The organism is Chlamydia trachomatis A/HAR-13 (assembly GCF_000012125.1).
Taxonomy (GTDB): Bacteria; Chlamydiota; Chlamydiia; order Chlamydiales; family Chlamydiaceae; genus Chlamydia; species Chlamydia trachomatis.
In genome coordinates, this window is sequence record NC_007429.1 from 597,706 (window position 1) to 624,618 (window position 26,913).

The window sequence follows — 26,913 nt, forward strand, 5'->3', positions numbered from 1 at the left end:
CCTTTAATCTTTTGTTGTAGAGACAAGACTCTCGACAAGCAATTCTAAAGCCTTTTCTGAAACCACAATATTTCTAGCAGCGGCAATATCGTACCCGCTGATATTCTCTCCGTAAGTAAATCCTCTTACAGCAGACAAATTACGCACACTCAGTCTCAAATTCTCATTGCTTCCAACATGAGCTAAGCCGTCAACGAACAATACCCCACGGCATTCTACGTTGCATTCTTTTAAGAATCTTAAAGCTTCTTTTGTCTTAGGAGCATCCAAGCTGCTAACAAACACAGAGTTCTCTGCAACAATCAGCTTGCCTGTTTGAATTTTTTGAGCCAAAAGCAACCGAATAGCCGCTCTTCTCTCTTTTTTGTTGATACGAATATGCTGATCAAATTTTGGCTTAGGACCGAAAACAATCCCTCCTCCTCGGAATTGAGGAGCTGCCAAGCAACCTTGACGGGCATTCCCCGTCCCTTTTTGTCTAAAAGGCTTTTTAGTGGAATGGCTAACTTCCGATCGTCCTCTTGTGCAAGCGCTCCACTGACGTTTGTTGGCCTGAATGGCCACTAGATAATCTTTTACTGACTGCTCTTTCCCTTCAGTAAAGAAGGCATCAGGCAATTCAAACTTCCCCGACTCTTTTCCAGAAAAATCAAATTTTGATAATAGAACCATTAGGACCTCTACCCCTCTACTCCGCAAGAACGCTTCACAACAACAACGGATCCTTTAAAACCAGGAATTGCTCCCTTAACGAGCATTACCTTTCTATCCAAGTCAACTTTTACGACTTCTAAATTCTTGACCGTAACCCGATCACATCCCATGTGACTTGGACGTTTACTTCCGGGGAAACATCGGCCAGGAGTAGATCGCATCCCAGTAGATCCTGCATGACGATGAAATCCAGAACCGTGGCTTTTTGGTCCTCCTCGGAAACCAAATTTTTTCATCACCCCTTGGAAGCCTTTACCCTTAGAAATTCCACAGATGTCAACGTTAGATACTCCGTCGAAAATTTCTAACCCAAATTCATCGCCTAAAGAAACAGACTGAACAGCCTCTTCTGAAACGACAACTTCTTTTAAAACACGACAAACACGTCCTCCGGACTTCTTAAAATGTCCGAGTAGTGCTTTGGAGAAACGCTTTTCAATGGTTTTTTCTGGAGCTTGGACTACATCAGCTCCCATTTGAACAGCATTATAACCATCTGAAGATGCGGTTTTCAGCTGGGCAACAACGTTTGCATCTACGCTAATTACTGAACACGCAACAAGATTTCCATTCTTATCGAAGACATGCATCATGCCTTCCTTTTTCCCTATTAGGCTAAGCTGAGACCGCATATTTAATTACCTTATCACACAACTTGACAACGCTTCACAGACCGCCCCCGGTGCCTAATTACACTTTTAGCAAACGGCCATGCCCTCCATCCTGCAAGAGCGATTTCCACGACAAAGAAAACGCGGCTCCTTAAAGCAAACAAAGGCGGCGAATGGGCAATGGTATATGACCTGCGACATCCACACAAGAGATTTTTCTTGACGCTAAGAAATCCCACACCAAAAATCGCAAAAACAAAGCCTGAAAAATCGTTCTAGGTTTTACTAGTGGAGCTTCCTTGGAAGAAAACTTATAACGCTTATCCAAGAAAATTAAAGGGACAGATTATCAAAGGAAGACGATTTTTACAATAAGAAAAGCTAAGCACTTTGTAGATAAAAAAGGCTGTTTCTTTTTAGAAACAGCCTTTTTCTTAAGAAATTTAAAAAATCCCTTATGCTCTGGCGCAGAAAGTGCACAATCCAATAATTGCAGAAGTGAACGTACATCCAGCAGCCACAATCGCACGAATACCCATTGTAATAGGCAGCGGCACCAATTTGAAAACGTCGGCAACGCATTCCAAAAACTTCTCGAGCATAGTGAGGAGTGCATACTTGATGCGCGTGAACGTCTTGGCTTTCTCTCCAGCGACTTTCTTCTCGCAAGCATTTTCCTCTCCCAGCACTTCGAGTAACGACTCTTCTCTCGCAATACGAGCGCAGCGGGCTTCGCAATCTGCTCTTTCCGCACTGATAGCGAGTCCAGCACCCACCACAGACGCTGCATGGTTAGCCGCCATAATATAGCTAACAGAAGATCCCATATTTGCTTTAGTTTGGGAAGAAAGAAACGGTTTTGCCAGCATTTTGTTGACAAACAGAATCGGACGGATAGCTCCGAATGTCGCGAGGTAGGTAATTCCTCCGATGATGCTACAGACAGCCGCAGCCGCTCTGCGCTTATGAGACACACAAAGATCTGCTGTGAGCCCCTCATCCCCTTCTTGCGTTTTCTGACTAGCAGCTTTCATGTGAGAGAAGAAGCTTTGCGCACTTTGAACTGTTCCTGGCAACGCTCCGTTAAAGGCATTCCCTAAAGCGACAACAGTTCTCGCATCCCCTAATCCTTTGGACACTTGGGAAGCTGTAATGTGTGCGGAAGAGCCCGCGCCTCCAGCTTGTTCCAAAATATTTGCGGTCAATTCGGCAGCAGACTTGGCAACCTTAATAGTCTTATCCATTCCCTTCGTCTCATTTACTACCCTTGCCATTTTATTGTTGGGCTGTGTAAAAAAAGCTTTTAGAGCATTCCCTGTACCAGACCCTAAACGTCCGCATATAGAAGCCATATTCACCTACCTGCTTCAAAATTATGTACATACAAAATTTAGAGAGACATTGTACCACTTCTATTACTTAAACCGAAAAAGGAAAACGCAGCAAACCCTTCTAGAAAGGCCTCTCAGACCCAAAATAAAAAAATATTTTGACTATCTAGAGGCGTCAAATCTTTTTTAGAAAAGCTTTGAAACCAACCTTGATTGGCCGTTAAAAAAATCTTTTGCTTTCATCAAAGCTTTTCCTTCTGGCTGAACCATACGCAATCGCAAAGCTCCTTGACGGCAAGCGATCAGCAAATCCTCTCCAGAAACTCCAAGGACTTCACCTGGATCTCCATAATTGCCAGAGAAAGATTCCATTCTAGCAGAGAGCACTCCGAGACGGCGAGCCCCTTTCCCTTGGGATAGATAGCGAGTCCAAGCGCCCGGAGCAGGCGAGACTCCCCGGATATGCGCGTACACTTGAGAAGCTGGAGCATCCCAATGAATCCCTCCCTCTTCCTTAGTTAATTTAGGAGCCAGCGTAGCCATCGCTTCATTTTGAGGAACATGGCGCACTGTTCCGGCCTCAATCTCTTGTAAAGTCTTTAACAAAAGCTCTCCACCAGAGGCGGCTAAAGCTTCCGCTAACCCCCCTGCAGTCATATCTTCGCCAATGGCTACATAATTCACATTAGCTATATCCCCAGTATCCATCCCAGCGTCCATACGGATCACCGTGTTTCCAGACAGAACTCCGCCATCCATAATACAACGCTGAATAGGAGCTGCTCCGCGATATGCGGGTAGTAACCCAGCATGAAGATTATAACAACCGTATGTAGGGATATCTAAAAGCTCCTGCTTTAAAATCACCCCGTATGCGACGACAATAAAAACATCAGCCTGCCATTCTCGTAATTGAGCAAGAAAAGCGGGATCCGTAGTCTTAATGGGTTGAAGTAAAGGAATATTTTTAGACAAGGCTAACTGTTTTACTGGAGAACTAATCAGCTTAGACGAGCGTTTTTGCGGTTTATCAGCTCGCGTAACAATACCGACAATATGAGTATGTGCATCCAAAAGTGTTTTTAAAACAGTAGCCGCAAATTGGGGAGTCCCCAGATAAACGACTCTAAGACTCAACGAAAGCTCCTTCTTTTTTATCTATCGGCTCTTCTAAAGATGCTTCGCAATCCACGCCTCTCTCTATACCTCGTTTGCTTGGCTGCCGACAAAATTCAACGAAATGGCGCACTTCAGGGACTTCTCCAAAATCTTCTAATACGCTCTCCAAAGAGGCTTGGAAAGACTCGTCCGAGCGGAAAACCCGTTTAAAAGTCTTAATCAATGCCAGACGGGTTTCAAAAGATACCTGCCGCCGTTGCAATCCAACCTTGTTGATTCCCCCTAGAGCATAGGGATTGCCTGTCCCTATAGTGAAAGGCGGGATATCACGACGAATACCGCTCATAGCTCCGACCATTGAGTAAGAGCCTATACGAACAAACTGGTGCACACCCACCATGCTACCTATAGTTACGCAATCTCCTACTTGCACATGCCCGGCAAGCTGTACATGCGTACTAAATACAACATTATTCCCTACAGAGCAGTTGTGTGCGATATGCGCCCAAGGCATAATTAAACAATTATTCCCTATAGAAACTGTAGTCCCCTCAAATGTAGAGGAGGTAATCATAGCAAACTCACGAATTTCGCAATGCTCACCAATTTCAACAAAAGTCTTCTCGCCCTTAAATTTCAGATCTTGCGGCTTATTTCCGATCATTGCAGAAGGCCAAACTGTTGTTCCTCGGCCAATGGTTGTGAACCCGTCGATATATGCGTAAGATTTGACCACTACATCATCGCAAAGCGTTACATTCTTTTTTACAATAGCATAGGGCTCTATCGTCACATTATTTCCAATCCGCGCTCCATCTTCCACAATCGCTGTAGGATGAATGTTGGTCATACGCTTCCTCTTTATATGGACTCTTTTTTAACAAGAACAAAGCTGAGCTCTCCTTCAGCGACTACCTGAGAACCTACAAAGGCTTGTGCAAAAGCCTTCCCACCTTTAGCCGAGATTAAAGAGAACTCGGCTTTCAAGGTTAATACGTCTCCAGGTTTAACAGGCTGACGGAATTTTGCTTTCTGGATACCTAAGAACAAAGCGATCTTTTTATCTCGATCGTTTTCCAATATAATCCCTAACAACACTCCAGCAGCTTGAGCCAAAGCTTCCAGTATTAAAACTCCGGGCATGATAGGAGCTCCAGGAAAATGTCCCGCAAAAAAAGGTTCGTTAATTGTTACATTTTTCTGAGCCACTACCGAACGAGTGTTTAAATCGTAAGAAAGAATTTTATCCACCAATAAAAAGGGATACCGATGGGGAAGTAAATTTTGTATGTCCTGTATACCTAACACGGGCTTTTCATTCATTTGACTAACTCCTGTTCATGCTGCAACGCCTCTAAAATTCTGTTCCCCAATGCAATATTGGAAGAATGCCCCGATCCCACGGCAATAACATGTGCTAAAAAAGGCGTTCCAACTAAAGACAAATCTCCTATTAGATCTAGTATTTTATGGCGAACAGGCTCATCAGGGAAACGCAGCTTACCCAAGCTAATCACGCCATCGTCTTTAAATAATACGGCATTACCTACACAGCCCCCTCCTATCAACCCTTTTTCCATGAGGAAGCAGAGTTCGCTGTACAAAGCAAACGTCCTGCAAGGAGCGATTTCCTTACGAAAAGATTCTTCGGAAATAACCAAGGAACGATATTGCGTGCCTATCGTAGAGTTATGCGAATAGTGCAGGGTATACGAAATTTTAAACTCATCCGAAGGAAATGCTGCTAAAATCGTATCCTGATACTGATAATAGACAGGATGAGCAAGCCTTGCGATCTGGACCGTCTGCTCCTGCTCTTGAATCCCTGCCTGGTCTATCAGGTCCATAAACACCTGAGCACTACCATCACCTATGGGGATTTCATCTTCGCTGCAATAGATACGCACATTATCCACTCCGAAGGAGTAGAGCGATGCCAACAAGTGTTCTACCGTAGATATAACACTACCATCTAAAGACAATGTGGTGCTACGTCCCGTTCCACAAACATTCGCCAATCGAGCGGGAATATACTGTTCAGAAGCTGCATGATGAGAGAAAACTACGCCTGTATTTTCCTCTGCGGGCTCTAGAGTAAGCATCGCAGCTTTTCCAAAATGCACTCCCACCCCGGAATAGCATACCTTACGCTTTAACGTTCTCTGAGCTCGACCTAACATGCAAAACCCTGACAAAGAGACCCCGTATATTATCCTTTTTTTTTTTTAGCAAGCAAGCGATATCAAAAAATTACTACCTAGTTCTAAAACACTTGCTATCTCAAAAAAATGTTTGTGGTGGGGTCTCTTTCTTTTTCCTATAAAAATAGGCAATCGCTCCGATAACCGAACAAACTGCAATCAGTAACAGAGGAGCATCACCCAGCCTTGCATATACAGTATGATAACTGTAAAGAGGGACGGAAACTTGGAGTACTCCTGTAGAAACTGGGCAAGTTCTCGATTCCCAGGGAAGTATGCCGACAATTCTACCCAAAGAATCCACTGCAGCAGAAACTCCTGTGTGACAGGCGCGAATACAAGGTATACCCAACTCTTGATTACGTAACATGCCATGATAAAAATGTACTAGAGGCAGCCTTGAACGCGGATACCAACCGTCATTAGTAAGATTTACTAAAATATCGGCTTGTTGCCTTTTGTAAGGGCGAATTGCATACCCAAATGTCTCCTCATAACAAATAGAGATCCCAGCTTTTATTCGCTCTGTTATATTCACAACTCCAGAAAACTCTCCTGGCAAACGTTGAAAGGGAAGAGCAAATTCTGGGAAAAAGGTTTGACACAAGGAAAAACCTATTTTCCCTCCAGGGATGTACTCACCTCCAGGAACAAGAATCCGCTTATCATAGCTAGTTATTTCCCCTTCTCGCGATACGCATTCAGCAGCATTATACAAATGCAGTATTCCCCCTTTATTTTCCCATCGTTCCATTCCCATGATAACGGTGCATTGATAACGTTCAGCTATCGCTTGGATCCAATCCAAATTTGTGAAAAACTCGCCCCAAGATTTGTTAGGAAGCAAACTTTCTAATACAGGCTGATTTTCATGAAGAGTATAGGCTTGTCTATGTAAGCCAAAAGGAACACTTACTTCTGGGAAAACGATCACATCTACAGGAGTTTGAATAGTCTGGCACAAAGAAACCAAACCTCTCCAAATAGCACTAGCCGTCCTCCCTGCATGCATATGAGGACTATATCCAGGCTGCACGATGGCAACTCGAAGCACTTCAGAGTCGGAAAAATGCTTCTTTAGGTATTCGTAATGCGCTCCGCCTAACAGATAAGGGAACGCGCACAACGTCAACCATAAACCTTTGGAAAAAGAGTGTTTTAATAAACATGCTGCAAAACAGCATATATTGGCAGCAATAACTAGAAAGCTTTGTCCAGCCCATCCAAAAAAGCTGCCGAATTGCCGGCCATAGGCTGTCGCTGTAAGAGGCCAGCCAATAAAATCAAAAGAAACTCCTGAAAGCAACCCATAATAGCGTATTGCTTCTATCGCCACCCAAACCCCTGGAAGCCAAACAAGAGCTCCCCTATATTGCTTGCGACAACACCACACAACCAAACAAGAAAAACTAGCAAATAGGGTGGCGAGATAAGAAAGCAGTATACCCCAAACAAAATAGATGCTTGTCCCTACATAAAGATCTTCAAGCATCCAAGAGAAATGAGCGCCTTCGACAGTCCAAGTCCAAATAAAAGCGATGCACCAAACTTTCTTCCAAGATAATTGCTCTACTAAAGCAAAAAGCCCAGCCCAAAGTAAGCTGTAACCGCAAATACAACTAACAACAGAAGCTACAACACTTACATCCGGCTGAGCCAAACAGACCAGCACCCAAGAAAGGATGATGTATGACACAAGTTTAAACACTAAAGGGACTCCCTTACTAGCTTACATTCAAGATGAGAGAAAAAGAATCCCCTTAGAAGTTACTTAAAGTTTTAAGCGCAAAGCTCTTCTCTGGTCTGCTTCCCTAAACCGGCGTATTTCTTCCTGACTTTCAGGGATTAACTCTGGAACTTCCACAGGGGAATTGTTTTTGTCTACCGCAACGAAAGTAAAGTATGCTGAGGTGATATGGCGATGTTCCTGCTTATAAATATTTTCTGCCCAGACTTTTACGCCCACTTCTAAAGAGGTTCTCCAAGACCGATTCACGGAAGCGCAGCAAATCAAATTTTCGCCCATATAAGCAGGAGCATAAAAACGCATAGCATCTACAAAAGCAGTTACACAAATACTTTCGCAATGCCGTTCGGCAACCACTAATGCCAATCGATCCAACAGGCTCATCAATAGCCCACCAAAGATCGTGTTATTCGTATTTAAGTCGTTAGGGAATATTTTATAGATGTGATCGGTTATACAGCTGGCAGAAACTTTTTTCCTTTTATCTTCTTTATTATCCTTCCTCACATCACCCTTCTATATGAGTCTAATAGCCTCTATCTTGACTAGTCTCAGAGTTACAGGCCCACCTCTACTCCCCAGTCATCTCTGTAATGGATAGTAGTCTCGATATAGAAGAAAATCAAGAAATTCCTTGGAGGATTACAATCCTAAAAATGGGTTGTTTGCCTGAGCAAATCCGGTACCCTTTTTCCGTGATTTGATCTCACTACGGATAGAAAAAAGTAGATCTTGGTCAAAATCCATTTTTGAAGCCCACAGTAGATATTCTAATGGAATATCTGTAAACAACCGCCCTTTATACTTCCCTAACGGCATGTATTTCATTTTAATAGGCTTAGACAAAATGTGTGTCACCTGCGACAGCGTACGGAACCGCTTAGTTAAGTGTTTGAATACCTTAACATTCATTTCCACATCTTTCATAGCTCGATGATTTCCTTGATGAGGAACATTGAAATGCCTTGCTAAAGCTTCTAAAGAATTATTCGGACTATCTCCATACTCTTTAGCTAGACGTAAAGTATCTATCACATAATGATGCTTAGGAAGCAGAGTTTCCCCTAAACGTTCGCTTTCCTGGGAAAGAACTTGTAGATCAAATCCTACATGGTGCCCGACGATATGATCTCTTTCCTTAAAGAAACCCTTAATTCTAGAGAACACCTCACCAAACTTTGGCTTATCCCTTAACATGGCATCAGAAATCTTATGAATCTTTTGAGATTCTGCTGAAACAGCTCGCTCCGGATGAATAAGAAACTCTACTGAATCAATAATTTCATCAAATGTAAACCGGATTGCAGCAAATTCAATCACGCGATCCTTTTTTACATCCAATCCCGTTGTTTCACAATCTAAACAAACGAACTCAACATCCTTCAATAGTACCACGCGCTAATCGTTCTCCATAAAAAAGCTCAAATCACAACTGTCTGTGACTCCTATACTTACTTCTCTTTGTGCATCCGTAAGCGAGCGCATCTGCACACAAACACTTTTGCGGAATTGTGGAAGCAAATTCACGGCTTCTGGCCATTCGACACAAATAAGATCTTCTTCCTCTGCGTCTTGGAAAAGATCTGCTCCGTTCTTAATATCCATCGTCTCAAGACGATACAAATCATAATGGCAAACTCTGCGCCCACCTGCTTCATAAACATGAAGCAAAGCGAAAGAGGGGCTAGCCACCTGATCGACAGCTGCCTCCCCTAAAAACCCTTGAACGATCCCTCTAACAAACTCTGTCTTTCCTGAGCCGTAGTCCCCTGATAATAAAACAACCATACCAAGAGTTAGGTCCCGACCAACCCTAGTAGCTAAGTCTATAGTCTCTTCACACGAGTGAGTTACTCTTCTGTATCTACCCATTGGCTAATGTACTTATGAAACGCTGTGTCATCCGCAAGGCTTTCGACAAACTCAGCGATCTTTTCCTCCTCTAAAGCATCTTGTAATAGAGTCAAAAATGAGCTTTCTAATTGGAACTTATTCTGATTTTGTACTTCTTCGAGAGTCATAGGACGTAAGTAAGAAGTTTTAAAATCCTCCAAGAGAGTTGGTAAACTGTGGAACAACTTCCCTGTTACTGCAGAAGCATAGACAGTCTTAATGATTGGTTCCTTTGGCGGAACAATGTAGGCTCTGATCACTTCAGGATCATCGGATACTAAAAAACGTTTGACAGCTACACCACTCTGACGCTCTCTATTCTGAGGGCAAGAAGAAAGCCAGTCATAAATAGCATCCTGAGGGTTTGCGTAGACGTTATCAGCAAAAACCTTCCCAGTAAACGGACAAATGTAAATACGCTTTGTCTGCTCATTCACCTCTGGTTTACCAGAAGAAATTTGAATCTCTGTTTCTCTCCAGATCTTCTTGTCCGCCTCTAACAGCTGAATCGCATCTTCTGCGCTTTTAAAAATGATTTTATCCCGAACAAAAACAACCGGACTCAAGTGCAAAGACTGCTCTAAATAAAACAAGTACGTTGCTAACAATTCTGGGGATTTTTGCTTTTTCAAAAACTGGAGAAGTTTTTGTTTGATACTTCCAGAAATATTCATACTTATCCTTACTTTTTTCAGTTGCTTAATGGCAAACTGATTCTTCTTTTAATCACTAGCCTCCTTCTAAAGGGAAGCCTTTCCGCCCATATCCCTGTTCTCTACCTACTCTCACTTCCTTGCAAAAGTATTTTTACAAAAAGCAAAACAGGCCTAACCTCCCCATGCTCTAGGGGTAGGGGCATCCTGAATCGACTACATGCTATCATGATTTTCCGTTAGGCACAAGCTCATTACGTTTTTCAATAAGACTTTGAATTCAAATGAAAAACTTCTATGTCGAGCAAGAAAATCATTTCTCTAAAGCCCTTCGTACTAAGGGCTCAAAAATTTTTGTTTCTATATAGCCTTGTCCTTTAGGTTTGTAAAGAGAACTTAGAAGATGTTTTTATAGCCACCAAAAGAACATTCTGTTGAGCTTAACCTTTTATTAAAACAGCTTTCTCTCTATACTGGCCTCTCATGCAGCTATGGCGGAACCGGTAGACGCGCTAGATTCAGGTTCTAGTGAGCTTTTGCTCATGGAAGTTCAAGTCTTCTTAGCTGCAAACTTCTTTTCAACAAACGCCCGGGACAGGGGCATCTGTCTTGACTTTTTCGTAGAGGTTATGGCTAACTGGCCTTTCAGAACACGGCTAGCCCCGTTTGCTTGCGGTTCTTAGGGAAGCCCTGAAACCTCCTAGCAAGGATTTACATAGATTTTAAATTAGGAACAAGTTTTATGGTCCAAGTTGTATCTCAAGAAAACTTCGCTGATAGCATTGCTTCAGGACTAGTCCTTATCGATTTTTTTGCTGAATGGTGTGGCCCTTGTAAAATGCTGACCCCAGTACTCGAAGCTTTGGCAGCAGAACTTCCTCACGTCACTATCCTAAAAGTGGATATTGATTCTTCCCCTAGACCTGCAGAGCAATACAGTGTTTCCTCTATCCCAACGCTGATCCTCTTTAAAGATGGAAAAGAAGTGGAGCGCAGCGTTGGACTCAAAGACAAAGATTCTTTGATCAAGCTTATTTCCAAGCATCAGTAGATGCTCTCTTCTCTAGAAAAGGCCGAGAAATTCTCGGCCTTAACATGATTCAAAATAATGTTTTGTAGTTTTGCCGAGCGACTTCATACATAACTATCCCTACTGAAGTAGCTAAATTCAGGGATCGAGTCCCTTCAATCATAGGAATGTATAAACACTGAGACGAATAAGCATCCAAGACGGTCTGCGGCAATCCTTTTGATTCTGCTCCAAAGATATAGGTTCCATCTAAAGGCAACTCTCTCTCCCCATAATAGGAGGAACCCTTTGTAGTTAGACAAAAAATGCGCTCTTTAGGCACCCCTAAAAGAGCTTCTTCTAAAGAATCTACCACGGATAAAGAAAGCCGTTCCCAATAATCCATTCCGGCTCTCTTCACAAATTTATCTGCTAAAGAAAAACCTAAGGGCCGAACTAATATAAGTTCAGCCCCCAAAGCCACACATGTCCTACCAATATTCCCTGTATTCTGAGGGATATCTGGATTGTGAAGAACGATGCGCATAAAAAATCCTAACGACTATTCTGTAACAGATACATTATCGTCGTTTGCTTCAATTAACTTCACTTCAAAAATGAGTAGAGAGTTTGGAGGTAATTGTCCAGCTGTTCCGTAAGCTAAATCTGGATGTATGTAAAGAACTCGAACCTCTCCTTCTTTCATACCTTGCATACCTTGGGAAAATCCAGGAATTACTTTGGTCAAAGGCAGTAAAATGGGCTCTTTATTCTTCTCTGAAGAATCAAAAACCTTCCCATCGATGAAGCTCCCTGTATAGTGAAGCAAAGCTGTAGGCTTCCCAGAAAGAACCCGTCCTGTACCCTCTTTCACAACACGGTACTGTAACTTATTAGGCTCTAACTCAATAACCCCAGCCTTCTCTTTATTTTCTTTTAAGAATTTTTCTGCAGAAGCTAAATTTTCCGAGCATTTTGCTTCGAAACTAGCTTTTTGTACTTCTGCCATTTGTTTTTCATATTCTGTGTCTGTTAAAGGAGCACTCTGTCCATCTATTTCAGATTGCATCCCTTTAATCACTTCAACAAGATCTAACGAAAAATCTTCCGTTCGGCTCAACTGACGAGACAATAAATGCCCAAAAGTTCTTGATAACTTTTGATTGTCTGTCAATGCAGAGTCTTCTACCATGCTTTTCTCCGTAGCCGATGTTTGCGAACCGCCTCCGTTATCACATCCTACGATAGGCAGAGCGACTGCAAACATAAGCATCCAACTTAATATATTCTTCATTCGTTTCTTCCTCAGTTGCACCTGATTTTCTCAGATGTGCTTTTTTGAAAACCGTTTCCTAGGTGAAAGACATCCACCCTTATCACATGCTGTAAAAAAAAAGCCCGTTTTCCCAACCTCTAGAGCAAAAACGATATTATAGTTTCAACCCCAGTTCTTTTAATTGAATCGGCAAAATTTCTGAAGGTGCCGACATCATCAAATCTCCTGCTTTCTGTGTTTTAGGGAACGCAATCACTTCTCGAATAGTTTCCGCTCCTGTTAGAACCATCATAATACGATCTAATCCCAGAGCAATCCCTAAATGTGGAGGAGTCCCAAAACTCAACGCATCAATAAAAAACCCGAACTTCTCTTTTACACTTTCTTGCGACAGCTTTAATAAAGCAAATATTTTATTTTGCAAATCTGGATTATGTATACGCTGAGAACCAGAAGCAATTTCATAACCATTTAACACCAAATCATAGCTCGATGAACGAACAGCAAAAGGATCTGAGTCTAAAAGCGAGATATCCTCGTCTAATGGAGCTGTGAAAGGATGATGCTCTGGACATAACTCGCCTTCCTCTTTAGCAAAAAGCGGGAAGTCCGTGATCCATACAAAATTATATTGCGTTGAATCATAAAGTTGACGCTCTCTCGCAATCAACCTACGCAAATGATCTAATGCCTGGTTAGCAACAGCCTCTGGAGCTGCTATTAACAATAAAATATCTTGGTCTTTTGCCTCAAAAGCTTCAAACATTTCTTGGAATACGTCTTCCGAAGCGAATTTGGCAACATTAGACGATACACCCCCGTCTTGTTTTTTAATCCATACTAACCCCATAGCTCCATAGCGCTTAACGAAATCTGTATAGATATCTAACTGCTTTCTAGACATATCTGCTCCGCCCGGAACACAAAATCCTTTAACTGTCCCACCGTAAGCTAATTGATCTAAGAAAATCGAGAATGTGAATTTGCGTGCATATTCACAACAATTTTTGAGGCGCAAGCCGAAACGTAAATCTGGTTTGTCCGTTCCATAGGAGTCTTTAGCTTCTTGATACGTCATTCTCAGGAAAGGCGCCTTTAATTCAATCCCTTTCACAGCAAATAAACGTGCAACAAGCTCTTCTACCACTGGAAAGAGATCCTCTGGCCCACCAAAGCTCATTTCCATATCGATCTGTGTAAACTCAGGTTGACGGTCCGCACGCAAATCTTCATCACGGAAACAGGTCGCTATTTGGAAATACCGATCCAAACCTCCAACCATCAAAATCTGTTTAAACAACTGTGGAGACTGTGGAAGAGCATAAAAATTCCCTGGATAGATACGGGAAGGGACTAAGTAGTCTCTTGCTCCTTCCGGAGTAGATTTTCCTAAGATAGGCGTAACTACCTCTGTAAAACCTTGTTCATCCAAATACTGTCTGCAAGCTAACATAACTTTATGTCGGCACATTAATCTGTCCAAAATATCGCCACGGCGCATATCTAAATAGCGATAAGTTAACCGCAGTTCTTCGTTTACATTAATGTGTTCATCAGAAATGGAAAAAGGAAGATTCTGTGCCCGAGACAACACTTCCAAGGAAGAAACCTCTACCTCAATAGAACCTGTAACCAAATTCGGGTTCTCCATCCCCTCTAGCCGAGCACAAACAAGTCCTTCCACACAAAGCACCCACTCTGAACGGACTTGATCCATAAGCTGATGAAGTTCTGGGTTTTCCTCTTGCCGACACACTATCTGAGTAATCCCAAAGCAATCTCGCAAATCAATGAAAACAACTCCCCCATGGTTACGGTAACGATGCACCCACCCAGACAAACGAACATGTTCCCCCACATGATCAAGGGACAACTCATTACATTTATGCGTTCTGTACTTCATAAACCAACCTTTGTTCTACATCTTGTTGAGCCCCTGAGAAGCTTTGATGCAAAGACATATCTTTAACTATAAATTGTTTCGTTGCTAATTCTTGTTCGCCTAAGAGACAAACAAAACTGACTTGTTGATCGGCAGCATCTTTAAGAGACAATTTAGGCTTCTTATGGCTCCAATCTACTTCTGTTGCAATGCCTAGGTTACGTAAACGATTTGCCCATGAAAAACAAAATGCATCTGCCTGCTCATCCATAGGAATTAATCGCAACCGTCGCGTAGAGGTCGATAAAGAGTTTCCTTGCTCTAATAGCGTTTGGATTACTCTTTCCAATCCCACTCCAAAACCAAAAGCTGGCATAGAAGGGCCTCCAGACTGCGCAACCAATTCATCATAACGCCCGCCGCCTCCCAATGCATAGGAGTGCTCTCCCACAACAGTCACCGCTTCAAATACAAGATCCGTATAATAATCCAACCCTCGAACTAGCCTTGGATTGATTGCAAAAGAAATCCCTAAAGCCTTTAATTGGGCTAATACTGCATCAAAATAGCTTAAATCCCGATCATCTATGTAATCCAAAATTGAGGGAGCTTTTTCAATGAATTCCTGGTCTTCTGGCTCCTTAGAATCTAATATACGCAATAAGTTCGCATGATATCTTTCTTGACTCAGAGGCGATAACCGGTCTAGATCCTTACGGAAGAACTCCCGCAAAGCTTCGTCATAACGAGCCCGAGTCTTTTGCCCTCCTAAAAAATTCACATGGATTTGCATATGCTGAAGCCCGACCGCTGCATAAAAATCCCATAACAGAGAGAGCACCTCCGCATCTCGTAAGGGGTGCCGCACACCGATAGCTTCTAGACCGAACTGATGATGCTGACGGTAACGTCCAGATTGTTGCCGCTCGTAACGAAACATGGGCAAAATATAATAAAACTTATTATCTTTGCGCATATCAGCAGAATGATCCAACAATGCACGAACAACTGCTGCAGTCCCTTCTGGACGCAAAGTCAAAGAACGTCTTTTTTTATCTAAGAAGGTATAAACTTCCTTTTTTACAATATCACTGTACTCTCCGACGCGTAAAAAAGTCTCTGTCTTTTCAAAAACTGGAGTTCGGATCTCATCAAATCCATATAAATTACAAATACGATGGGCTGCATGCTCAACACGTTTCCATAGAGAAGAATTTCTCCAAAGATTTTTTGGGCTTGTTACATAGGGAAAAATATCAAAAACGCCTTTTGGCAATGCATTACTCATTGTGTATAACCGGACTATTCTCACGAAAAATGTTTCGTGATCTCACCTTTTTAAAGTTCTTTTTTTGCGCAAAGAACGAGACCACCATGTTACACCAAAAGAGTTTTCAGGACTACTCGAAAACCTGCTCCTTTTCTCTCTATTATTTCTTTTATTTGACACACCTTACTCTCCGCTTATCCATCCACAATACGCCGCATCCTCACCCCTACTCCCTCTCTTTACACAGCAAACGTATTGTCTTCTAAAAGCTATTAAGCTAAATGAAAGGAGTATTGACGACATTACTACAATTGTCCAATATGATGCCCGGGCTGGTCTAGCCTAGACTGATAGCAAAAAACGAGGTCTTAGAAGCTGATACTTTCGTCTCAGTATGCATTTGTATTTTTCTTAAGCTTCTAGAGCAAACACACTTGAATCGAGCTAACACCTATGAATCTATGGACCAAAATTTTTCAGCCTCCTTGCCACATTAAAGAAATCAGTGACCCGGAGTTGGTTAAAAAGCAGTACAAGTACTGGAGAATGCGTATCTTCTACAGCATGTTCTTGGGGTACGTGTTCTTCTACTTTACAAGGAAAAGCTTTACTTTTGCCATGCCAACCTTGATCGCTGATCTCGGGTTTGATAAAGCTCAGCTAGGGATTATCGGTAGTACTCTCTATATCACTTACGGCATTAGTAAATTTGTAAGCGGTGTCATGTCTGACCAGTCCAATCCTCGCTATTTCATGGCTATTGGATTGATTATTACTGGTATCTCTAACATCTTCTTTGGTCTCTCTTCTACAATCCCTCTGTTTGTATTGTTCTGGGGAATTAACGGTTGGTTCCAAGGATGGGGATGGCCTCCATGCGCACGATTGTTAACTCACTGGTATTCCAAATCAGAGAGAGGAACCTGGTGGAGCGTTTGGAGCACTTCTCATAATATAGGGGGAGCGTTGATCCCTGTTCTTACCGGAGTTGCTATTGACTACACGGGGTGGCGCGGCGCTATGTTTATCCCAGGGATTATTTGTATTATCATGGGATTTATCTTAATCGATCGTTTGCGAGACACTCCGCAATCACTCGGGCTCCCCGCTATAGAAAAATTTAGAAAAGAAGAGGATGCGCATCCACATGAAGAAACAACTGCAGATATCTTAGAGGAAGAGGCAGAAAGAGAGCTCTCTACAAAAGAAATCTTGTTTACTTACGTACTATCTAATAAATGGCTATGGTTTCTGTCTTTTGCCTCCTTCTTTATTTATGTGGTTCGCATGGCAGTAAATGATTGGAGCGCTCTCTATCTAATCGAAACAAAAGATTATTCCACAGTAAAAGCAAATCTCTGCGTATCTTTGTTTGAAATTGGCGGATTATTTGGTATGCTATTAGCGGGCTGGCTATCCGACACGATTTCCAAAGGAAAACGTGGACCAATGAACGTAGTCTTCTCGCTAGGATTATTAGTTTCCATCTTGGGATTATGGGGTACTCGTGATTACTTCGTTTGGTGGATAGATGGAACATTCCTATTTATCATTGGTTTTTTCCTTTTTGGACCACAAATGATGATTGGATTGGCAGCTGCAGAATTGTCTCATAAAAAAGCAGCTGGAACGGCCAGCGGCTTTACAGGATGGTTCGCCTACTTCGGAGCAGCTTTCGCCGGATATCCTTTAGGGAAGGTGGCTCAGGATTGGGGCTGGCACGGATTCTTTGTTGCGCTCTTAGCTTGTGCTTTGATTGCGCTGATCCTTTTCTTGCCAACATGGAATGCATCCGAACAGAGTTTGAGAAAACATAGTCACTAAGTGAAGAGCTGTTTTGACCTGGATTCCATTACATTGCCACTCTCAGTATTCCATCTTGGATGCAACATGCTCAATCAAGAAGTTTGTTGCCAAAGCAGTGGAATATCAAATTCCCGCGCTCGCTCTTACCGATCACGGGAATTTGTTTGGCGCGGTCGAATTTTATAAGACCTGTAAACAAAACGCGATTAAACCTATCATCGGGTGTGAGCTATACGTCGCACCCTCTTCTCGTTTCGATAAAAAAAAAGAACGAAAAAGCCGAGTTGCCAACCATCTCATCCTTCTTTGTAAAGATGAAGAAGGGTATCGCAACCTTTGTTTACTCTCCTCTCTTGCTTACACAGAAGGTTTTTACTATGTGCCTCGCATAGATAGAGATCTTTTGAGCCAACACTCCAAAGGACTTATCTGCTTATCAGCCTGTTTATCCGGATCGGTTGCTCAAGCTGCATTGGAATCTGAAGAAGATTTAGAAAAAGATCTTTTATGGTATCAAGATCTGTTTCAAGAAGACTTTTTCAGTGAAGTACAACTCCACAAATCCTCAGAAGAAAAAGTTGCTCTATTTGAAGAAGCTTGGTTAAAACAAAACTACTATCAATTCATTGAGAAACAACTCAAAGTAAATGAAGCTGTTTTAGCTACTTCTAAACGCCTTGGTATTCCTTCAGTTGCTACAAATGATATTCACTATTTGAATCCGGACGATTGGCTCGCTCATGAAATTTTACTCAATGTTCAGTCTAGAGAGCCTATTCGGACAGCTAAACAAAATACTTACATTCCCAATCCTAAACGCAAAACCTATCCTAGTAGGGAATTTTATTTTAAATCCCCTCAAGGGATGGCAGAGCTATTTGCAGCACATCCAGAGACTATTACCAATACGTGTATCGTTGCCGAGCGCTGCCACCTAGAGCTTGATTTTGAAACCAAACACTATCCTATCTACGTCCCAGAAGCTTTACAAAAAAAAGGATCCTACACAGAAGAGGAGCGCTACAAAGCATCCTCAGCCTTCTTAGAAGAACTTTGCGAGCAAGGATTAACCAGCAAATATACACCCGAGCTTCTAGGACACATTGCAAAGAAATTCCCTGGGGAAGACCCTCTTACGCTGGTTAAAGAACGTCTCAAATTGGAATCCTCTATTATTATCTCCAAAGGGATGTGCGATTACTTGCTCATTGTCTGGGATATTATTAACTGGGCAAAAGATCATGGGATTCCTGTTGGCCCCGGTCGAGGCTCTGGAGCGGGCTCTGTCATGCTTTTCCTTCTGGGGATTACTGAAATAGAACCGATTCGCTTCGACCTTTTCTTCGAACGTTTCATCAACCCGGAACGGATATCGTATCCCGATATCGATATCGATATCTGTATGATTGGCAGAGAGCGCGTTATTAACTATGCTATAGAACGTCATGGTAAAGATAATGTAGCCCAAATTATTACATTTGGCACCATGAAAGCCAAAATGGCTATTAAGGATGTGGGTAGAACTTTAGATACCCCCTTAGCTAAAGTGAACTTCATCGCGAAACATATTCCCGATCTTAATGCTACCATTACTTCGGCATTAGAGGCTGATCCAGAATTAAGGCAACTATATGTAGATGACGCTGAAGCTGCAGAAGTTATTGATATGGCTAAAAAACTAGAGGGATCTATCCGCAATACTGGAGTGCATGCTGCGGGAGTGATTATCTGTGGAGATCCTCTCACTAACCATATCCCGATTTGTGTCCCTAAAGACTCATCCATGATTTCTACTCAGTACTCAATGAAGCCAGTAGAAAGCGTTGGCATGCTTAAAGTGGATTTTTTGGGTCTAAAAACCCTAACCGGCATTCACATCGCCACACAGGCGATCTATAAAAAAACAGGCATTCTACTCCGGGCTGCCACGATTCCTCTAGATGACCAGAATACTTTCTCTCTTCTTCATCAAGGTAAAACCATGGGGATCTTCCAAATGGAATCTCGTGGCATGCAAGACCTTGCTAAAAACTTACGCCCAGATGCGTTTGAAGAAATTATAGCGATCGGAGCCCTCTATCGCCCTGGCCCTATGGATATGATCCCATCATTTATCAATAGGAAGCATGGTAAAGAGAATATTGAATACGACCATCCTCTCATGGAACCTATTCTAAAAGAAACTTTTGGAATTATGGTTTACCAAGAACAAGTCATGCAGATTGCCGGTTCATTAGCAAAATACTCTTTGGGAGAAGGGGATGTTTTACGCCGCGCTATGGGGAAAAAAGACCATGAACAGATGGTCAAGGAACGAGAGAAATTTTGTTCAAGAGCCGCAGCGAATGGCATCGACCCTTCCATAGCAACGACTATCTTCGATAAGATGGAAAAGTTTGCTTCCTATGGATTTAATAAGTCCCATGCCGCAGCTTACGGTCTTATAACCTACACAACAGCATATCTTAAAGCCAACTACCCCAAAGAATGGCTTGCCGCCCTTCTCACTTGCGATTATGACGATATTGAGAAAGTCGGGAAGCTAATTCAAGAAGCTCACAGTATGAACATTCTCGTTCTGCCTCCTGATATTAATGAGTCTGGACAAGATTTTGAAGCCACTCAGGAAGGGATTCGCTTTTCTCTAGGAGCTGTCAAAGGCGTTGGAATGAGCATTGTGGATAGTATTGTTGAAGAGAGAGAAAAAAACGGCCCCTATAAAAGTCTGCAGGATTTCGTTCAACGCGCAGATTTTAAAAAAGTCACTAAGAAACAGCTTGAAAATTTGGTGGATGCAGGAACCTTTGACTGCTTCGAACCTAATAAAGATCTTGCGCTGGCTATCCTTAATGACCTTTACGACACGTTCTCTAGAGAAAAAAAAGAAGCTGCTACAGGAGTCCTAACCTTTTTTTCACTAGATAGCATGGCTAGAGATCCTGTTAAAATTACTGTCTCTCCTGAAAATGTTATCCAACGCTCTCCTAAGGAGTTGTTGAAAAGAGAAAAAGAATTACTTGGAGTATATTTGACTGCCCATCCTATGGATGCTGTTGAACACATGCTCCCTTTCTTATCTGTAGTCCCAGCTCGAGATTTTGAAGGACTCCCTCATGGAACCATTATTCGTACAGTCTTTCTAATCGATAAAGTCACTACTAAAATTTCCTCTGCAGAGCAGAAAAAATTTGCACTTTTACAAGTCAGCGATGAAGTCGATTCATATGAACTTCCAATCTGGGCCGATATGTACGCCGAATACCATGATCTATTGGAAGAAGATCGTCTTATTTATGCCATTTTGGCTATAGATCGACGTAGTGATTCCTTGCGTCTATCTTGTCGGTGGATGCGAGACTTATCTACCGTTAATGATTCAGTAATTGCGGAATGCAACGAAGTCTATGATCGACTGAAAAGTCAGAAAGTATACTCTTCAACGAAAAAATCAACCGGAGCCCAGTCCTCAGCAATGATAAAGAAAGTAGAAACTAGAGAGATCTCTCCCGTAACCATCTCTTTAGATTTAAATAAATTACGCCATAGCCACTTATTTATTCTCAAAGGGCTGATACGCAAATATTCTGGATCTCAAGCACTCTCTCTTGTATTCACAAAAGATAATCAGCGGTTCGCCTCTATCTCTCCAGATGCAGATTTTTTCGTAACAGATGATATCTCTTCTCTTCTTCAAGAAATTGAAGCAACCAATATCCCTGCTCGCGTTCTAGCCACTACAGTATAACTATTTAAAAGTGAGATGCTCCTCTCTTTGGTAAGATCTCTACATAAGTCTCTTGCCTTTACCGCACTTTGTCGTGGCGATCCAGACAATGGTCTCCTAAATCCTATACCCGACTAAAAAATTTTGAGGCTCTCTAGCAAACGAAGGCGGAGCTACTCCACCTTCATTTCAAGAGAGATCTATGAAAAAAGCTATGCGCGGAAGGAAAAAGAAAAAAAGAGGTCTGTGCTATTTGCAGTATGTAGGAGCGAAATCGAAAGGTTTCCCTGTAATAGCATTAATATACTCAACACGAACACTACTATCCGAAGCTGCAATAGAAACCTTATATACCGGAACGTGAATCTGTTCAGAACTCAAAATAAAGAAATTATCGCCAAAAATCATTTCCACAAGATTTTGAATACGATCCTCTGGATATACCACGGAACATACCGTAGATCCTTTCGGTTTTGCTAACCAAACAGGAGATGAATTGAATACAGTCATGCATCCCTTAATTGGCTGAGGCTGCTGGAAATGACTGTAAATCAAATTATCATGGGTAAATATTAATTTCTTCTTCTGACATGCACGAATCACACGATCGGCACGAACATTACGCATAGACAATGCTTGTGAAAGAACTTCTCTCGATGCAGATCCTCCCATACCAGCTAAAACCTGCATAAGCTGCACATCTTGTTTCCCTGCTTTTAACATGAGGCATTCTCTAAATCCTTTAGAGTATGTCCAAGATCCAGTATTCAACACCATCTCTCCATTAGACAAACTCCAAAGCATAGCTCCTTCGTGACTTCCAGCACGTTTATCTTCTTCCCCCGAAAAACGTACACGCATAAGGACATGAGGAACAAATAACAATTCTGCAGACGCTTTGTCTTTGGCAAACATGGCTAAGACCTGTTCTTCCGATACACGTCTTTCAAATACGCATAAGCGCTCATTACCTGAAATCTTACGAACTAATTGAGAACTTTTTTCAACGAGTTCGATTCCGTAATCCATAGCAAATTGTTTGATTCTATGTGAATAAGGGATCTTATCCCAAAACACAATAGAACTAAAAATAGCCGCAATAAAAACAACTTTCTTCATAACCCAACCTTTTTATTTATTTTAATAAATAAAAACAGCGATGCCAAATAAATTTTTTTGTTTTTGCTAAACAAAAGCTATAAGAGATTTGACAAATTCTCTTTTTCTTTTTTATGATGACGCTTTGTTATTATTGTCCCTGCGTCTAGCTATGAAAGTCATTTTAAGAGCGCTTTGCTTGTTTCTTGTGTTGCCCTGCGGATGTTATGCACGAGTGCCCTCTTTTGAACCTTTCCGAGGCGCTATCGCCCCAAACCGGTACACTCCTAAACATTCCCCAGAACTCTATTTCGAGATAGGAGATAAATACTTTCAGGCTAAAAAATTTAAGCAAGCTCTTCTTTGTTTTGGAATGATAACACATCATTTCCCAGAACATGCTCTTCATCCTAAAGCACAGTTTCTTGTAGGGCTCTGCTATCTTGAAATGGGCCATCCTGACTTAGCGGATAAAGCGCTAACTCAATATCAAGAGCTCGCCGATACAGAATATTCTGAACAATTATTCGCCATTAAGTATTCTATCGCACAAAGTTTCGCTAACGGAAAGCGTAAAAATATCCTTCCTTTGGAAGGGTTCCCTAAGTTGTTGAAAGCAGATACAGATGCTCTGCGTATTTTTGAAGAAATTGTGACAGCACCTTCCGACGCAGACCTCAAAGCTTCTGCTCTCTACGCAAAAGGTGCTCTTTTGTTCGCCCGAAAAGAATATTCGGAAGCGATCAAAACTCTAAAAAAAGTTTCTCTTCAGTTTCCTTCACACTCTCTTTCTCCAGAGTCTTTTACCCTTATTGCAAAAATCCATTGCTTACAAGCTTTGCAAGAGCCCTATAATGAACAGTATCTTCAAGATGCTCGGATGAATGCAGCAGCTTTACGTAAACAACACCCTAATCATCCTAGCAATACAGAAGTAGAGAACTATATTCATCACATGTGCGAAGCTTACGCTTCTTGCTTATATTCAACCGGACGCTTTTATGAGAAAAAGCGAAAAGCCTCTTCTGCAAAAATTTATTACTCAATAGCTCTAGAAAACTTCCCTGATACCTCCTATGTCGCTAAATGCAATAAACGATTAGAACGGCTCTCTAAACAAATGAGTTAAGCGAACCAAAGGGAAACTTCTTGCATGCTGAAAATGTTTTGGTTGAATAGCCTCGTTTTCTTCTCGTTACTACTATCAGCCTGCGGCTATACAGTGCTCTCCCCCCACTATGTAGAAAAGAAATTCTCGCTTTCCGAAGGCATCTATGTCTGCCCTATCGAAGGAGATTCATTAGGAGATCTCGTATCCTCTCTTTCTTACGAATTAGAAAAGCGAGGACTCCACACACGATCTCAAGGAACCTCTTCTGGTTATGTACTCAAAGTCTCTCTTTTCAATGAGACTGATGAAAATATTGGATTCACATACACTCCCCAAAAACCTGATGAAAAACCTGTAAAACACTTCATTGTCTCTAATGAAGGGCGCTTAGCGTTATCAGCAAAAGTCCAACTAATCAAAAACCGCACACAAGAAATATTAGTGGAGAAATGTCTGAGAAAATCGGTTACTTTTGATTTTCAACCTGACCTCGGAACCGCGAATGCTCATCAGCTAGCTCTCGGACAATTTGAAATGCATAATGAAGCAATAAAAAGCGCTTCTCGTATATTGTATTCGCAATTAGCAGAGACTATTGTACAACAGGTATACTATGACCTTTTCTGAAGGAGAGCAAGTTTTCCCAGCAACATTACAAGATCTTTATCCTATGCTCGATTTTGTCAAACGAGCAGGCGTCCACTGTAACTGTACTCAGAAAAAACTATCGAAGCTAGAGCTTGCTTGTGAAGAACTTCTCTTAAATATTATCACCCATGCCTATAAAGGGCTTCCTTCCACAGAATGGATCCGTATTCTTTGCACAGAAACTCCAGATGCTCTTTTAGTTCGGATCACAGATCATGGCCCAGCCTTTAATCCCATAACCGCTTCGCCAGACATCATGCGCCTGGATCTACCTATTGAGCAAAGAAGAATTGGTGGACTAGGGATATTTCTAGCAAAATACTCGGTGGATGTTTTTGATTATGAGAGAGTTAACGACACAAATGTTGTCACTCTCACTCTATACACAAAACCTCACAACTCATAGTCTAATCTATCCATCTATTGAAGGCGGGCGTAATGCCCGTAATTCTTTTTCTGTATCCTGGATATCACACAAATATCTTCGCAACGCCTCTAAGATTAAACTCGAATTATTATACTTTCCTGATGCTTCAAAAGCTAATTCAGGAGAGAACTCTTCACCCTGGTTTAAAGCGATGTAGCCGCGAGTAATTGCCTCACCATCAACTAATGTAGGTACCAACCACACAGCAAAATTTGTGTTAAATAAAGTGAGTTTATCTGAAGATTCTGATACGATGAAGTCATTAACAGCACTGTCAGCAAGTTCCTCAGCCTTAAAATCTAAAGCCGAACGAGCTAAGACATCAGATATATCCAGAAAGCCTTCTGGAAAAGCTGTGTTGTGATTGGTAATTGAGCGACGGAAAAAATCCTCTAAAAAATCTAAACTCACTGCCGTTTCTCCTTTCTCAAGGGTAATTTGTTATTGAAGGCACCGTCAAGAGCTTTTTTGATATTCATAAGTCGAAATTCTTAGAAAGCAGACCATCAGCAGGTTCCATGCGTACTTTTTTCTTGTTGTGTCGGTTCTTTATCTGCTTGGCTCCCTTTTTTCTCTCGTTTCCTTTGTACGCAGATCCCCATACTGTTCTTACAAAAGGAATCGTAGCCGCAGTCGTTCATGCAGATTCCGGAGCAATTCTGAAAGAAAAAAATCTGGATCACAAGATTTTCCCTGCAAGCATGACCAAGATTGCAACCGCTTTACTCATTTTAAGGCAGTATCCTGATGTGTTAACTCGTTTCATCACTACTCGCAGAGAGCCACTGACTTCTATCACTCCTCAGGCTAAACAACAATCCGGATACCGAAGCCCTCCCCATTGGCTAGAAACTGATGGTATGACTATTCAACTAAAAGTGAAGGAAGAGGTGTCTGGATGGGACCTTTTTCACGCTCTACTTATTAGCTCTGCAAATGATGCTGCCAATGTTTTAGCAGATGCCTGCTGCCAAAGCGTCTCTGCTTTCATGCGCCAACTTAATGAGTTTTTGAGGGAACTCGGTTGCCAAAATACTCATTTTAATTCTCCTCATGGACTCCATCATCCTGATCACTACACGACAGCTAGAGATCTATCACTCATCATGAAAGAAGCTTTAAAAGAGCCTCTTTTCCGCCAAGTCATTCGCACAGCGTCCTATACCATGGAGGCCACCAACTTAAGTCCAGAAAGAGTTCTGTCTTCCACGAACAAACTTCTTTCTTCCTCTTCGACTTACTTTTATCCACCTTGTTTAGGAGGGAAAACAGGAACTACAAAAAGTGCAGGGAAAAATATCATTTTCGCTGCAGAAAAGAACAATCGCTCAATTATTGTTGTAGCAGCAGGATATTTTGGCCCTGCTGCTCAACTATACCAAGATGCTATAGCTCTGTGCGAAGATCTATTTAATGAACAGCTATTACGATGCTTTTTAATCCCTCCCGCAAGTCACTATCCTGTACCAACTCGATTTGGCACTGTGACAGCTCCGGTAGCACAAGGCATTTATTACGACTTTTATCCTTCCGAAGGAGATCCCCTCTTAACCCTTTCCCTAGAACCCAATAAGATCTCTTTCCCCATTCGGAAAGGAGATCTTCTAGGCCATTGGATTTTATCCACCCCTACTGGAGAGAATCAACATTCTATCCCATTCCTAGCAGAGAGCGATATCCTCCCTACTTTAAAGCAACGAATTCTTTTAATGAGTCTTCGTATGCTTACCACTTATAGAACTTACGTTCTTATCCTACTCTTTGTTTGGATCTATCGTAGGAAAAAGCAACCTCGTGCGACAAAAACTTTTTCTAACCCTTTTTTCTCTTAACTCTCTATCTAAGAAATCTTTAGCGGACTTTTTTTCCGCTTTTTTCTAAGATTTCCTGGTTGTTAGAGAAAGTCTTTTTTCCTGTCCCGTTCTTTCTCAAGAGCTTTTGTTCAGATTGCGTAAAAGGACTCCTATGTTCATAAAATCTTTTGTTCACTTGTGCCTGCTCTTTAGTCTTACCCCAACCGGGCTCTTCTCTGCTGCGCCCATCTCCGCACACCCATCTGTTACGAAAAAGCTCTCATTGCGGCAACTATTCAAACGTTTCCTTCCAGAAACCTCTCATAATAAAAAAGAGCGCTACTACCATTTCTTAAAACATGTAAGTCATGCTCTCAAACGTCCCGAAATATGGAATGATTTACAAAATCTTCTCCTTATTCTCATGCAATTCGAGCAGTTTGCCAATCAAGAAGTAGGTTCTCGCCGTTATGAAGAAATCCTTTCGCAAATAATAGAAAAAAGAATTCATTTCCTATTATCCGAGCAACAGGTTTCTGAACTTACCGATATACTCGCTCCCAAACCAGGAGACCTATGATTCCTTTTCGCTTCCATCAT

At 41.8% G+C, this 26,913-nt stretch carries 26 protein-coding genes and 1 tRNA gene; 9 read left to right on the forward strand and 18 right to left on the reverse strand.

What is annotated here, in order from left to right; genetic code table 11:
* Nucleotides 1–3 precede the first annotated feature (3 nt).
* The 12 genes from rplD to CTA_RS02915 form a co-directional block, all read right to left on the reverse strand.
* Complete coding sequence (rplD, locus tag CTA_RS02860; protein WP_010725242.1) at nucleotides 4–672, reverse strand: 50S ribosomal protein L4; 669 nt, start codon at nucleotides 670–672, stop codon at nucleotides 4–6.
* An 8-nt stretch (nucleotides 673–680) separates the two neighbouring features.
* On the reverse strand, nucleotides 681–1,346 hold the full coding sequence (gene rplC / locus CTA_RS02865) for a 50S ribosomal protein L3 (protein ID WP_009871892.1): 666 nt from the start codon (nucleotides 1,344–1,346) through the stop codon (nucleotides 681–683).
* Between the two features lie 434 nt (nucleotides 1,347–1,780).
* Nucleotides 1,781–2,677, reverse strand: a complete 897-nt coding sequence (locus CTA_RS02870) for a hypothetical protein (RefSeq protein WP_011324764.1) — start codon at nucleotides 2,675–2,677, stop codon at nucleotides 1,781–1,783.
* Between the two features lie 165 nt (nucleotides 2,678–2,842).
* A complete protein-coding gene (fmt, locus tag CTA_RS02875; RefSeq protein WP_011324765.1) occupies nucleotides 2,843–3,793 on the reverse strand; it encodes a methionyl-tRNA formyltransferase in 951 nt (316 codons plus the stop codon).
* A complete protein-coding gene (gene lpxA / locus CTA_RS02880) occupies nucleotides 3,783–4,625 on the reverse strand; it encodes an acyl-ACP--UDP-N-acetylglucosamine O-acyltransferase (RefSeq protein WP_009872289.1) in 843 nt (280 codons plus the stop codon). The genes fmt and lpxA overlap by 11 nt, the downstream gene beginning before the upstream one ends.
* An 11-nt stretch (nucleotides 4,626–4,636) precedes the next feature.
* Nucleotides 4,637–5,098, reverse strand: a complete 462-nt coding sequence (gene fabZ, locus CTA_RS02885; RefSeq protein ID WP_009871896.1) for a 3-hydroxyacyl-ACP dehydratase FabZ — start codon at nucleotides 5,096–5,098, stop codon at nucleotides 4,637–4,639.
* The gene (lpxC, locus tag CTA_RS02890) at nucleotides 5,095–5,955 is read right to left on the reverse strand and encodes a UDP-3-O-acyl-N-acetylglucosamine deacetylase (protein WP_009871897.1); all 861 of its coding nucleotides are present in this window, start codon (nucleotides 5,953–5,955) and stop codon (nucleotides 5,095–5,097) included. The genes fabZ and lpxC overlap by 4 nt, the downstream gene beginning before the upstream one ends.
* A 100-nt stretch (nucleotides 5,956–6,055) precedes the next feature.
* Entirely contained in the window at nucleotides 6,056–7,684 is a 1,629-nt protein-coding gene (lnt, locus tag CTA_RS02895; protein WP_009871898.1) for an apolipoprotein N-acyltransferase, read from the reverse strand.
* A 63-nt stretch (nucleotides 7,685–7,747) separates the two neighbouring features.
* A complete protein-coding gene (locus tag CTA_RS02900; RefSeq protein ID WP_009871899.1) occupies nucleotides 7,748–8,230 on the reverse strand; it encodes an acyl-CoA thioesterase in 483 nt (160 codons plus the stop codon).
* A 135-nt stretch (nucleotides 8,231–8,365) separates the two neighbouring features.
* Nucleotides 8,366–9,118 carry a putative quorum-sensing-regulated virulence factor gene (locus CTA_RS02905; protein WP_009871900.1) on the reverse strand — a complete coding sequence of 251 codons (753 nt, stop codon included), beginning with the start codon at nucleotides 9,116–9,118 and terminating at the stop codon, nucleotides 8,366–8,368.
* A gap of 3 nt (nucleotides 9,119–9,121) precedes the next feature.
* On the reverse strand, nucleotides 9,122–9,595 hold the full coding sequence (gene tsaE, locus CTA_RS02910; protein ID WP_009871901.1) for a tRNA (adenosine(37)-N6)-threonylcarbamoyltransferase complex ATPase subunit type 1 TsaE: 474 nt from the start codon (nucleotides 9,593–9,595) through the stop codon (nucleotides 9,122–9,124).
* Nucleotides 9,574–10,290, reverse strand: a complete 717-nt coding sequence (locus CTA_RS02915; protein WP_009871902.1) for a DUF2709 domain-containing protein — start codon at nucleotides 10,288–10,290, stop codon at nucleotides 9,574–9,576. Before CTA_RS02915 ends, tsaE begins: the two co-directional genes overlap by 22 nt.
* Nucleotides 10,291–10,754: 464 nt before the next feature.
* Between CTA_RS02915 and CTA_RS02920 the strand changes: the two genes are divergently transcribed.
* Nucleotides 10,755–10,838: transfer RNA gene (locus CTA_RS02920), tRNA-Leu, on the forward strand.
* A 173-nt stretch (nucleotides 10,839–11,011) separates the two neighbouring features.
* Nucleotides 11,012–11,320, forward strand: coding sequence for a thioredoxin (trxA, locus tag CTA_RS02925; protein WP_009871903.1), 309 nt, complete (start codon nucleotides 11,012–11,014; stop codon nucleotides 11,318–11,320).
* Nucleotides 11,321–11,369: 49 nt separating this feature from the next.
* Here trxA and CTA_RS02930 read toward each other — a convergent pair whose 3' ends face one another.
* The 4 genes from CTA_RS02930 to hisS all read right to left on the reverse strand — a co-directional run bounded on the left by CTA_RS02930 (nucleotide 11,370) and on the right by hisS (nucleotide 15,724).
* Nucleotides 11,370–11,825 carry a tRNA (cytidine(34)-2'-O)-methyltransferase gene (locus CTA_RS02930; protein WP_009871904.1) on the reverse strand — a complete coding sequence of 152 codons (456 nt, stop codon included), beginning with the start codon at nucleotides 11,823–11,825 and terminating at the stop codon, nucleotides 11,370–11,372.
* A gap of 15 nt (nucleotides 11,826–11,840) precedes the next feature.
* Nucleotides 11,841–12,572, reverse strand: a complete 732-nt coding sequence (locus CTA_RS02935) for an FKBP-type peptidyl-prolyl cis-trans isomerase (protein WP_009871905.1) — start codon at nucleotides 12,570–12,572, stop codon at nucleotides 11,841–11,843.
* A gap of 136 nt (nucleotides 12,573–12,708) precedes the next feature.
* Nucleotides 12,709–14,457, reverse strand: a complete 1,749-nt coding sequence (gene aspS, locus CTA_RS02940; protein WP_009871906.1) for an aspartate--tRNA ligase — start codon at nucleotides 14,455–14,457, stop codon at nucleotides 12,709–12,711.
* On the reverse strand, nucleotides 14,438–15,724 hold the full coding sequence (gene hisS, locus CTA_RS02945; RefSeq protein WP_009871907.1) for a histidine--tRNA ligase: 1,287 nt from the start codon (nucleotides 15,722–15,724) through the stop codon (nucleotides 14,438–14,440). Before hisS ends, aspS begins: the two co-directional genes overlap by 20 nt.
* Nucleotides 15,725–16,159: 435 nt before the next feature.
* On the opposite strand from hisS, the gene pgtP reads away from it, so the two are divergent.
* Both pgtP and dnaE read left to right on the forward strand, forming a co-directional pair.
* Complete coding sequence (gene pgtP / locus CTA_RS02950; protein WP_009871908.1) at nucleotides 16,160–17,530, forward strand: MFS transporter; 1,371 nt, start codon at nucleotides 16,160–16,162, stop codon at nucleotides 17,528–17,530.
* A gap of 13 nt (nucleotides 17,531–17,543) precedes the next feature.
* Entirely contained in the window at nucleotides 17,544–21,257 is a 3,714-nt protein-coding gene (gene dnaE / locus CTA_RS02955; RefSeq protein WP_011324766.1) for a DNA polymerase III subunit alpha, read from the forward strand.
* Between the two features lie 228 nt (nucleotides 21,258–21,485).
* On the opposite strand, the gene CTA_RS02960 is transcribed toward dnaE, so the two are convergent.
* A complete protein-coding gene (locus CTA_RS02960) occupies nucleotides 21,486–22,355 on the reverse strand; it encodes an outer membrane protein (RefSeq protein WP_009872740.1) in 870 nt (289 codons plus the stop codon).
* A gap of 151 nt (nucleotides 22,356–22,506) precedes the next feature.
* Between CTA_RS02960 and CTA_RS02965 the strand changes: the two genes are divergently transcribed.
* From CTA_RS02965 to CTA_RS02975, 3 genes are read left to right on the forward strand one after another with little or no spacing between them, the layout of a single operon-like run.
* Nucleotides 22,507–23,463: a tetratricopeptide repeat protein gene (locus CTA_RS02965; RefSeq protein ID WP_011324767.1), complete on the forward strand. Its 957-nt coding sequence runs from the start codon at nucleotides 22,507–22,509 to the stop codon at nucleotides 23,461–23,463.
* Between the two features lie 24 nt (nucleotides 23,464–23,487).
* Complete coding sequence (locus tag CTA_RS02970; RefSeq protein ID WP_011324768.1) at nucleotides 23,488–24,072, forward strand: LPS assembly lipoprotein LptE; 585 nt, start codon at nucleotides 23,488–23,490, stop codon at nucleotides 24,070–24,072.
* Entirely contained in the window at nucleotides 24,059–24,499 is a 441-nt protein-coding gene (locus CTA_RS02975) for an ATP-binding protein (protein WP_011324769.1), read from the forward strand. Before CTA_RS02970 ends, CTA_RS02975 begins: the two co-directional genes overlap by 14 nt.
* A 6-nt stretch (nucleotides 24,500–24,505) precedes the next feature.
* Here the strand turns inward: CTA_RS02975 and CTA_RS02980 are convergent, their stop codons facing one another.
* The gene (locus CTA_RS02980) at nucleotides 24,506–24,931 is read right to left on the reverse strand and encodes a hypothetical protein (RefSeq protein WP_009871914.1); all 426 of its coding nucleotides are present in this window, start codon (nucleotides 24,929–24,931) and stop codon (nucleotides 24,506–24,508) included.
* Nucleotides 24,932–25,038: 107 nt separating this feature from the next.
* On the opposite strand from CTA_RS02980, the gene CTA_RS02985 reads away from it, so the two are divergent.
* Together CTA_RS02985 and CTA_RS02995 are read left to right on the forward strand one after the other, a co-directional pair.
* A complete protein-coding gene (locus CTA_RS02985; protein ID WP_011324770.1) occupies nucleotides 25,039–26,352 on the forward strand; it encodes a D-alanyl-D-alanine carboxypeptidase family protein in 1,314 nt (437 codons plus the stop codon).
* Nucleotides 26,353–26,485: 133 nt separating this feature from the next.
* Nucleotides 26,486–26,893, forward strand: a complete 408-nt coding sequence (locus tag CTA_RS02995) for a hypothetical protein (protein WP_009873892.1) — start codon at nucleotides 26,486–26,488, stop codon at nucleotides 26,891–26,893.
* Nucleotides 26,894–26,913 lie beyond the last annotated feature (20 nt).